Raw genomic sequence first — 9,337 nt, 5'->3', positions numbered from 1 at the left:
AGCATTGAGGACATCGACAAGTCTGTGAACCGTCTAGAGGCGGATGTCTTGCCTCTGCTTCGCGGTGCTGCTGCCCAGCGTTTCCGTGATTCCGGTATGCCCGGTCGTCTGCTTGCCGAGACGAAGGAGGCGCTCGGTGTGGTGCTGCCTCTGAGTGAAGGAGAGCTGGCGTTCCTTGAGGCGCTGGCGGGTCGCGGTGAGATATTGCCTGAGCTTCTGGGTATGGAGGGTGAAGTTTCGGACTGGGTTCGTGAGCATCCTGGTCTTCGTTGGAAGGCACTCAATGTCCAGAAACTCAATAAACTCCGCTCCTCCAGATAGAAGCTCCGCATTCTGCTTGAACAGCGGAGCTTGGATTTGACTTACGCGGCTTGGCGGAAGTGACTTACGCGGCTTGGCGGAAGGAGACGGTTCCCGCTTCGTTCACGTCCACGATCAGGCTTCCCGCCAGTACCCCATCGAGCAGTGTCTGGTTGAGGGTGAGGGCAACCTGACGATCGGCGGCGTTTAGAGTCTTGGCGCGGCGCACCCTAGTGGTGAGCGTCTTTAGCTCCTCCGCTTCCGCATGTACCCCGCGTGCCCAGAGCACTACGGCAAGCGCCTCTTGCTGGCTTGCACCGCTCACACCTCGTCCTCGAAGTAGCGAGTCTATGAGTATTTGCGCCTGCGCACCGTGATCCACCACAGAGCTTCTACGCCGTCGCCTAACCACAGGCGCTACTATTGCCACCGTCTCTTCCACTGCCGCCACTTCGATAGCAGCTTTCGGTCGTCGTCCCATTTTTATTTTCCTTTATGTCCGCGAAGTCAATTTTGTTTGCCTGATCATTGACTTACTTTGCCTGATCATTGACTTACTTTGTGATTGCCAATGGATTGTTTGTACCTAAAACCTGGAGATTCTGAGAAGCTTTAGTCCAGGTTTTCCTCAGATAAATTGGCAAGCAAACCACCCATTTCTACTTGGCTGGGGAAGAGTTCACCGACTTCAACACCAAGTGCTAGGGCGATGCGAGCTAGGTTGGATGCGGTGATATTGTAGCGGCCCCGCTCGATCGAGCCATACCAAGCACGATTGAAGCCCGCCTCATAAGCAAAGGTTTCTTGAGCCATGCCTTTTTGCTCTCGTCTCTGGCGGATACGCTTGCCAATGGCAACCTGCAATGCCAGGTTACCTCTTGCTGTGGTGGGAGCAGCCGCGGTACTAGTTTCAAGCTGACGTAATGTCCCTTTATGTTGGGGTGGCATCTTATCAGACTGGTCCGAGTTATCAGACTGGTCCGAGGTCTTATCGGGTTGTTCCATACCCAGCACCATAATGAACGGGTGTATGAAGTGCCACAGCATAAAATAGCACTGCATAATCACACACTGTATAAATACGGTATACTGGCACTTCATGAGTGCAATACTGAATCTTCGTACTGACCAAGCGACCTGTGCGCGGCGTCATGAGGTCATCACCTTGTTCGAGCGGATCGCTGCGGCAGAAAGCTGGCAGCCGGGCGATCAGCTTCGTGCACATGTGGAGCGCTCAGTATACTTTGGCGTCTGGAATGGTGAACAACTTGTGGGCGGACTCCAGCTTGTCACACCGGATGAGGCGGGTGAGGTCCCCACTCACCAAGTCTGGCCCGAGCTTGCCGTACAAGATGCCACTTCTGGAGTACTGCACGCGGCGGTTCTGGCGGTGCTTCCCGAGTATCGTGGCAAGGACAGCGGCGCGGCCTTCTGGCAGCTTGGCTCGGCACTGTGGCGCTACTGCGTGGAGAACCAAGTCAAGACTGTCTGGCTGGAAGCAACGCCGAAGATGCTCAGGTGCTATCGCCTGCTGGGCTGGCCGCTCGTGGTGATCGGGGAGCTTCGGGAGCACTGGGGAGAGCCTTGCTACCCTTGTAGTCTGTCCGTCCGCGAGGTCGCTGGATCGCTGGCCGAGCGTGCCCTGGCCTCGACAACTTACCGGAGCATCTTTACTGCCGCCCTACAGCCTAAAGCTACAGAGCGGCAGCCCAGGCCACTTGCCGCGGCTTGAGGCGGCACGGTAAATATGCGACGATGGGGTAGATGAACTCTCCCTTTGCTCGATGAACTCGATCCTCGCCGAAGTCCTCTACGCTATTTGTGCTCTCCTGCTGGCGGGTGCCTCGATCTTCCTCCTGGTTCGGGAAGGTCGCTCGCCTGTTGTGCGCTGGTTTGTGGCCTCGTGCCTCGCGCTCCTCGTCTGGGTGGTAACCCTATTCCTGTTCGGACGCTCGGAAGATCCTGGCTACGTTCTGCTGGTCGGTCGTGCCAACTTCGCCGCCGTGAGCCTTGCAGTCTACTCCGGCTTTAGGTTCGTCAAGGCCGTTGCTGCTCTCCCTTCCCATGCCAGCGATACCTGGCTGCTCTGGTTGTCAGTTGCCCTAGCCGTTATCAGTGCTGGGACTCCATGGATTGATAAGGCTGAGCTGGTCGGTACAGGCATTACGGGTGGGCATGAGACGATCTACGGGCCGCTGTTTGCCCTCTACGTAGCTCATGTGGTGGGGATGCTGGCCGCGACGCTGTGGCTGGCGTTCCGCTCCAGTAGCTGGGTAGCCTCCCCGCACCGAGATCAGCTCCTGCTACTAGGGTGGGGGACTCTTGCAACCGGGGTAATCTCTCTGGTGACCAATGCCCTTCTACCTTACACCTTCTACCTTACACGTTCGATGACTTCCGTTGGATCGATGTCGGACCGCTCTCGACCTTGCTTTTTCTGCTCTCTGTTGCCTACGCGGTGATCCGCCACCAGCTCTTCGATATCCGCGTCTTCATTCGCCGTGCCGTGGTGCTTGGCGTCGCGCTCTCGCTGGTGCTTGCTTGCTACAGTGCTTTGGTGCTCCTCGTCACGGACACGTTTGCTAGCTCCGAATCGGGCGGGGTAACGCGCTTTGGGGTGCTGGTTCTGGCTTTCTCCTTCGATCCCATCCGCCGGTTCCTGGAGAAGCGAATAGATAAGCTCCTCTTCGCCGAGCGTCGCAGGGTCAAGAGCCGATAATTCTCTCGTGGTGTGGGCGAGTGGCTCCCCTCTTCCAACCATCAACCGGGGCGTATACTGCTGGTATGGACGACGATGCACTTGGTAGGGAAGGCTCTGTACTCGATATGCCCGATGCCGATGTGCGCTTCTACCCAGATTTCTTTAACGAGCCCGAAGCGACCAGGCTTCTTGCCGAGCTGACCCAGACAATCCCGTGGCGGCAAGACCAGATTCGGCTCTTTGGTCGTTGGGTAGATCAGCCCCGGCTCACGGCATGGCATGGCGACCCCGGTTGCAGCTACACCTACTCGGGGATGACGATGCAGCCGCAAGCCTGGACTGCTGAGCTTCTGGCGATAAAGGAGCGGATCGAGCCTGTGGCGGGCGTGGTCTTCAACAGTGTTCTGCTCAACTACTACCGAACGGAGCGCGACAGCATGGGTTGGCACTCTGATGATGAGAAGGAGCTGGGTGAGAACCCCGTTATCGCGTCGGTCAACTTAGGAGCGACGCGGCGTTTTCACTTTAAGCACAAGAGCCACAAGGAGCAGAGAGTCGCTCTGGATCTCACGGCGGGGAGCCTTCTGATCATGGCGGGGACAACCCAGCACTTCTGGCTCCACCAGCTTCCCAAGTCGGCTCGCTCGCTTGAGCCCCGGATCAACCTGACGTTTCGAGTCATCCGCTGACTTCTGTGTCATCGGTTGACCTCGCTGTGGAAGGCCTAGCGTATACTGCACTCATGACAGATAATCCCGAAGGGATGCCGCTCCTGACGGTGGAGCAGGCAGCAAGCTATCTCCAACTCTCGACCTCCACAATCCGCTCCTACATCCGCTCGGGCAAACTCAAGGCGTTCCGAGTGGCGGGGCTGCGGAAGGTTCTGATCCAGCGCGAGGATCTGCTGGCGCTTCTGGAGCCCGCACGGCCAGCGGAACTCTGAGGCTCCGCTTCTCGTTGACGAACCTTGTCGTTTTGACTAGGATCGCTTTATGGGAACACTCATCGGCTACGCCCGCACCGCATCTAGACTTCAAGATTCAACACAAGAGGACGCAAATCTTGCAAAGCAAAGGGCTGCACTTTTAGCTGCTGGCTGTGACAGTGTGTTTGAGGAGTTCAGTTCTGGTATGCTCACTCTGGCTGATCGGACGGGCTTGACCCAAGTTCTGGGGAATCTCCAAGCCGGAGACACCCTCGTCGTCTATGATGTGGCTCGTTTGAGTAATTCGCTTCCCGGTTTTGCCGAGATCATGTCTGATCTTCAAAAACGCGATGTCAAGCTCCGTATCCTGAGTCCGGCCAGGGAGTTGACAAGTCTCGCTCAAGTGCTGGATCGAGAATCTCACATCTTGAATCGGCCCAGGGAGTTCACAGGCCTTGACCAAGGGCTAGATCAAATATCTCGTGATCTCGACGCCGTGAGGAGGCTGGATCATAGCCGACGCATCAAACGGGGAATTGCTCTTGCCAAGAAGGCCAGAGAGCAGGCTGCCTAACCCGCCGGAATCTGTATCCGAAAAGGAACCATACTTTGGCACTAAGTGACCGCAGTCAAAGTGTCCAGAAAAACGCCCGGATTACACTGCTCACGTGGCGGTCAGGTATAAAGAGCTACCTCCACTGTTCGTGTCGAGGGAAAGTCAGAGACCATGAAAACATCCGATCCTTCTTCAGCAACAATGCCACCGCTTTGGCAGGGACTTACTCCTGGCGCTTATTCCTGTGGGTTCAAAAGCCTCTGGAAGCTCGACTACGGGCGCACTTATCAAAGAAGAGCCGAGAATGATTCCGTCCCTGAGTCGCCCGCCAAATCGCCGCGTCCTATCCTTATCAATCTCTGGTATCCCACGAATCACAATAATACTAACACGCCACGCAATGATACGAATACGCCAATGGCCTATGGGGATTATCTCAACATCGCGACCGATGATCCGCTCATTGCCAGCTTCAGCCAGGAACTACAGAAATACGCCAGCCAACAGAGAGCGCATTACACACTCCCCATGTGGCCCCCAAAGGAAATAGCGGATTGGACACCGGAAGAGAAGCAAGCCTTTGAGCAGCTACTCCAAGTTCCTACGGGCGCGTATCGCGACGCAGCAGCGGCAGAGGGGCAATTCCCTCTGATTCTGTTTCACGCAGGCTACGGCTCCCCCTTTGAGGCCAACAGTGTCATGTGCGAGTTTCTAGTAAGCCATGGCTACGTGGTCATTGGGAGCGCATTTCAGCAAATGGATGGGTGTTCCTTCAGCATTGAATCGCGAGGAGCAACCGCCGGAGACATCCCTTTTCTCATTAATTTTGCCCATGGGCTGCCATTTGTCGATTGGAATCACATTGGTATGATCGGGCATAGTGGTGGGGCGCATGTCGCTATAGAGTACCAAACGGTTCCTGGATGCGCGGTGGATGCAACCGTGAGCCTTGACACAACGGAAGACTATCACGGACTAGACATGCCCGGATGGGGTGGAATGCGAAGCGCCGTAAAGAAGGCCAGAGCAAATCTTTCGCGACCGATCCTTTTTGCCGCCAACCCAGAAGCCGGTTTTGAAATGGTGGATTCGATGACCTCCACACCGCGCTATCTTTTCACCACAGATTCTCTGGGCCACGATGGTTTCGTGAGTGTGCAATCGCTTGGATATTGGGCTCAGCTCAAAGCAGCATCGGATGCAGAGCGACCAGAGATACAGGATGAGGCGAATCGCGCTTGGAATCGCTTCCAAACGCTCTGTGAAACGGTTCTGCACTTCCTTGACTCTACATTGAAAAATGATCCTGATGCCTTAAATGCGCAACTAGCACAACATCGAGACCAGGGATTCTGTGGCGATGGGCCGTTCTTGGACTATGTGCCTCCAGGAGCCGATAGTCCCAAACCCTACCTTGAACCAGATGCCTATGGCCCTTCGCCACGTCAGCTTCGGCACCTACTTCAGACCCAAGGAGCAGAAGCTCTCCTCAATGCTTTGAATGATGACTGGCGCGTACCTACACATAGTGTGGCTCGTCGAACGAGAATTTGCCCTTATCCGGCGTATCATGACCGTTTTATCTTTTTATTGCTCTACCGGCTCCTGGCACGCGGAGAAATAACGGCGGCTCAGGCTCTATTCAACCGTTTCGGCCAGTGGACATCTGAGAAAGGGTGGCCAGAGCAATTTCTCGCCTTAAATTTCCTGAGTATGGGAAAGCACTTTCGAAGCCGAACTGCTTTGGACTACTTACTGATCCTAGATCCGGAAAACCAAGAAGCTATTCAGGAACTGAGCCATATGGATGCTCCCAAATCGAGTGCCGCTTAAAAATGTCGCAATTTTTCTTTGTGCCAAAAACAACCGGATACTGTTGGCGAATTAAGTTTGACCCTGGAAAGCCCACCATGACGACCGGTCGGTTGTAGATGACTCTAGCCGCCAGTCAGGCGGTTTTCGTGAATTCGCCAACAGTATCCGACCGTTTTTGGCGGTAGCGCCAAGGTCGCGGGCAGTAATTTTAGGAGCGGCGAAAGCTCCAAGTCCTCAACTTAACAAGCGTTTTGTGAGGAGCGTAGATGGAGAGGGCGCTTAACCGAGTTTTCTGTTCCATTAATTGTCACCGACCTACAGGGGACGGATCGACGGGAATTGGCATCCAGAAAAGGTGCCGATCTCCCAGAAGTTAGTCAATTCCGGGTTCGCTGGCAGCGACGGGAGCGAATGATTTCAAAAACTATTCTAACCTTTGGGGACGATACTGGGTCTCTTAAAGCAAGCAGTCAACGTAGAGAGTCCAGGAAGACGGCAACTGCGGACCATAGCAGAAAGCGTGATGATGCGATGACAGACCTATTGACGCGAACTGAATTGGCGGAGAGAAAAAGCAGATCACAGCACAACACCGTCTCCGCCGCCCCCTTGAATGCACTAGCGGCAACGAGACGTCGGGCGTTTATAGCGCTCCCCGAGCTGGTGATCCATGCGCAAAATGGGGATACGGACGCGCTTAACACACTGATCCTGCGCTTTCAGGACATGGCCGTTGGCCTTGCGGCGTCCCTGCTTGGCGGACTCGGCGGTGGGATCCCGGATGCCGAGGACGTGGCTCAGGAAGCTTTTGTCGAAGCCCTGCGACGCCTACCAGACCTTCAGCATCCCACCGCGTTCCCCTCGCTGCTGAAAACCTTGGTGCGGAAGCACGCCGACCGAATTACCCGACGACGACAGTTTCGAGCGGCAACGGCCTTAACACTCGACGATGCCACCGCAGCCACGACAGCAGCGTCCTTCGACGGCGACCTAGCGACGGAGCTAGCCGTGTCTGAGATGCGCGAGGCAGTCCGTCAGGCGGTGCGTGACCTGCCCGAAGCGGAGCGCACGGCCGTCCTACTGTTCTACGTCGGCGACCAGTCGATGAAGGAGATCGCGGAATCGCTCGATGTGCCGCTCTCGACTGTGAAAGGCCGCCTGCACGCCGCACGGACCCGCTTAAAAAGGAGAATGTTTACCATGTCTGAAGAAACACTCAACAAGGAGCGGCCCTCCGCCACCGCGCAGTTCCAGGGTAGGGTGAAGCGCGACCATCAGCAGGCATGCTCCCGGTATCATACGCCGATGCCCGGCGAAGGCCCCCAGCCGCCGCCCGATTGGGACGCGCTAGAGCGGGAGCGCAATGCCTTTGAGGAAAAATTGCTCGCCGGAGAACCACTGGACCGGAAAGCGATGCGGCGCACGGTCATGATGATCATCTGGGACCTGAACCAGTATTCAACGGCGGCGGACCTTCTGAACCTGTATCTCGCCCGACCCGACCTGACCCCGCCGGAACGCGCGGAAGCGACCAAATTGCGGCTCTACGCTCTGTGCCTCAGCGGCTATCGCGGCGAGTACGTACGGTTGCACCGTGAGTTTCTGGAATGGCTGCATACGTTCGTCGGAACCGGCGTGATGAATGAGATTGCGCCGGACGGGGAGTTGATGCTATGGGCATTTTCTTCGTATTCCTATTGGGACCTTTGGAAGACCTTCGGACATCTGGAGGAGTGGCTGACGCGGGCGGGGCAGATACTGGACGAAATGCCAAAAACGGCACGCTCGCGTCGTGAGCGGTATTACCTGATCCGCACGAGGGCGTTGGCGCTGCGCGAAACGGGGAGAGACGAAGAAGCCTGGGAAGCGATCCGGGCCAGCGGAAACCTGTCCGACGAGGCCGACCGGGACGCCTTCTCCCCCTTCTGGCGCATCGAGATGAAACAGATGTGGGACTTCGCTTTTGAGGATCGGACCGATAGTTTCACGGAGCGAGGCGAGGCGTCCCGTAGGGCGATCGTCGAGGAATTAGAGCTTCTTGTGGCCGCGTATCTTCCCACGCTCGACCCGAACGAGGAGTGGCAGGCGACGACCATTGCCAGTTGTCTGAATACCTGCGCCACTTTGCTGTACGGAGTAGAGCAATACGAGCGAGCATGGGCGTACTTCGAGCGTCAACTTGCGACGGGGGATTACAGTTATCGAAGTCTGGTTCAGGCGGCGGCGACGCTCTGGAAAGTGCGTGGCGAAGGCGTACGGTCGGAAGTGGTTTCGCTGCTACAAATGGCAGCGGTACGCCCGGATGCGCGGCCTGGCTGGGTTTTGGAGGAATTCCGGCGGATCAAGGAGTTCGAGGGAGTCTACAATGACCTGGAATTCGTCACTGCCACGGGACTGTAGACCAGGCGTTTTCCAGGACACTTTTCCCGCAGTCACTTTGGCAGGGCGGTATTCAGACAGTCTACTCGTAGTCTGGTTTAACGACCCATTGAAGAGTACGCTGAGCGAGACCCTGTAGAGGGAGCCGCGATGTTGCCTCCTGGATGGCGCTCCTTCGTAATGGTGGTCAAGAAACTCGTCTACCAAATCTACGTACCTAAAATTTTTATGTAGATGAGTATCATGCTACACTGAAGATGCCTTCATCGCCGCTTTCCCAAGTGGCCGGGCAGGCGCTCAGTTACAGGTTTAGAGCTGCCTGGAACCGACCAAAAGATTGTGTCTGCCCTTGGGATATTTTTCGAACATGATCCAGCAGGGGGCGCCAGTCCCCATTTTCGTTGCCGGAGCGTACTGTGGCAAAGAGTTCATCAGGTTGGATGAAGAGCTTTTTGCCACGAATGCACCGGTTCGAGCCGACGATTTCAAGGATTGCCCTCTTCTGCTGGGAGGTCCCCTCCTCAAATCGTTGTTTTAAGCTCCTGCAAAAGGAAAATGCGCCCTCTACCTCTGTCAGCCACTGGTTCGAGCGAGTGGTATGGCGACGGAGGCTCTCCGCCAAAATCTGGCTCTCTCGTGTCAGCTCGGCACGTCGCTCGTC

11 protein-coding genes and 1 pseudogene are annotated in these 9,337 nt (G+C 56.2%); 9 read left to right on the top strand and 3 right to left on the bottom strand.

The features are described from left to right. A pseudogene (locus tag RMO15_RS00720) lies at window positions 1-321 on the top strand (nucleotidyl transferase AbiEii/AbiGii toxin family protein); the annotation flags it as partial. Window positions 322-385: 64 nt separating this feature from the next. Here the strand turns inward: RMO15_RS00720 and RMO15_RS00715 are convergent. Then, entirely contained in the window at window positions 386-781 is a 396-nt protein-coding gene (locus tag RMO15_RS00715; protein ID WP_309696108.1) for a hypothetical protein, read from the bottom strand. 131 nt (window positions 782-912) lie between these two features. Beyond that, the gene (locus tag RMO15_RS00710) at window positions 913-1,305 is read right to left on the bottom strand and encodes a helix-turn-helix transcriptional regulator (RefSeq protein ID WP_309706923.1); all 393 of its coding nucleotides are present in this window, start codon (window positions 1,303-1,305) and stop codon (window positions 913-915) included. 94 nt (window positions 1,306-1,399) lie between these two features. On the opposite strand from RMO15_RS00710, the gene RMO15_RS00705 reads away from it, so the two are divergent. From RMO15_RS00705 to RMO15_RS00670, 8 genes are all read left to right on the top strand, one after another. Next, entirely contained in the window at window positions 1,400-2,032 is a 633-nt protein-coding gene (locus RMO15_RS00705; protein WP_309706921.1) for a GNAT family N-acetyltransferase, read from the top strand. A gap of 52 nt (window positions 2,033-2,084) precedes the next feature. After that, the gene (locus RMO15_RS00700; protein ID WP_309706919.1) at window positions 2,085-2,762 is read left to right on the top strand and encodes a hypothetical protein; all 678 of its coding nucleotides are present in this window, start codon (window positions 2,085-2,087) and stop codon (window positions 2,760-2,762) included. Next, window positions 2,729-3,019 carry a hypothetical protein gene (locus RMO15_RS00695; RefSeq protein ID WP_309706917.1) on the top strand — a complete coding sequence of 97 codons (291 nt, stop codon included), beginning with the start codon at window positions 2,729-2,731 and terminating at the stop codon, window positions 3,017-3,019. Before RMO15_RS00700 ends, RMO15_RS00695 begins: the two co-directional genes overlap by 34 nt. A 65-nt stretch (window positions 3,020-3,084) precedes the next feature. Continuing rightward, window positions 3,085-3,690: an alpha-ketoglutarate-dependent dioxygenase AlkB gene (locus RMO15_RS00690; protein ID WP_309685314.1), complete on the top strand. Its 606-nt coding sequence runs from the start codon at window positions 3,085-3,087 to the stop codon at window positions 3,688-3,690. Window positions 3,691-3,743: 53 nt separating this feature from the next. Beyond that, window positions 3,744-3,944 (top strand): helix-turn-helix domain-containing protein, encoded by a 201-nt coding sequence (locus RMO15_RS00685; protein WP_309706915.1) that lies wholly within the window; start codon window positions 3,744-3,746, stop codon window positions 3,942-3,944. Between the two features lie 49 nt (window positions 3,945-3,993). Then, window positions 3,994-4,500 carry a recombinase family protein gene (locus RMO15_RS00680; protein ID WP_309685311.1) on the top strand — a complete coding sequence of 169 codons (507 nt, stop codon included), beginning with the start codon at window positions 3,994-3,996 and terminating at the stop codon, window positions 4,498-4,500. Window positions 4,501-4,653: 153 nt separating this feature from the next. Beyond that, window positions 4,654-6,315 carry a hypothetical protein gene (locus RMO15_RS00675; RefSeq protein WP_309706913.1) on the top strand — a complete coding sequence of 554 codons (1,662 nt, stop codon included), beginning with the start codon at window positions 4,654-4,656 and terminating at the stop codon, window positions 6,313-6,315. Between the two features lie 525 nt (window positions 6,316-6,840). Beyond that, a complete protein-coding gene (locus tag RMO15_RS00670; RefSeq protein ID WP_309706911.1) occupies window positions 6,841-8,697 on the top strand; it encodes an RNA polymerase sigma factor in 1,857 nt (618 codons plus the stop codon). Window positions 8,698-8,977: 280 nt separating this feature from the next. Here RMO15_RS00670 and RMO15_RS00665 read toward each other — a convergent pair. Beyond that, window positions 8,978-9,337 (bottom strand): hypothetical protein (locus tag RMO15_RS00665; protein WP_309706909.1); only part of this gene is annotated, 360 nt, incomplete at its 5' end.

Origin of the sequence: Armatimonas sp., from assembly GCF_031410135.1 — a bacterium.
GTDB lineage: Bacteria > Armatimonadota > Armatimonadia > Armatimonadales > Armatimonadaceae > Armatimonas.
Note: the sequence above shows the minus strand (reverse complement) of the source record. Positions and strands in the feature narration are given on the sequence as shown.

What these genes read in the sequence shown, in the direction of transcription:
- RMO15_RS00680 (WP_309685311.1), top strand. Translation starts at nt 3,994, where the DNA reads ATGGGAACACTCATCGGCTACGCCCGCACCGCATCTAGACTTCAAGAT.
- RMO15_RS00685 (WP_309706915.1), top strand. Translation starts at nt 3,744, where the DNA reads ATGACAGATAATCCCGAAGGGATGCCGCTCCTGACGGTGGAGCAGGCA.
- RMO15_RS00700 (WP_309706919.1), top strand. Translation starts at nt 2,085, where the DNA reads ATGAACTCGATCCTCGCCGAAGTCCTCTACGCTATTTGTGCTCTCCTG.
- RMO15_RS00675 (WP_309706913.1), top strand. Translation starts at nt 4,654, where the DNA reads ATGAAAACATCCGATCCTTCTTCAGCAACAATGCCACCGCTTTGGCAG.
- RMO15_RS00690 (WP_309685314.1), top strand. Translation starts at nt 3,085, where the DNA reads ATGGACGACGATGCACTTGGTAGGGAAGGCTCTGTACTCGATATGCCC.
- RMO15_RS00710 (WP_309706923.1), bottom strand. Translation starts at nt 1,305, where the DNA reads ATGGAACAACCCGATAAGACCTCGGACCAGTCTGATAACTCGGACCAG.
- RMO15_RS00715 (WP_309696108.1), bottom strand. Translation starts at nt 781, where the DNA reads ATGGGACGACGACCGAAAGCTGCTATCGAAGTGGCGGCAGTGGAAGAG.
- RMO15_RS00705 (WP_309706921.1), top strand. Translation starts at nt 1,400, where the DNA reads ATGAGTGCAATACTGAATCTTCGTACTGACCAAGCGACCTGTGCGCGG.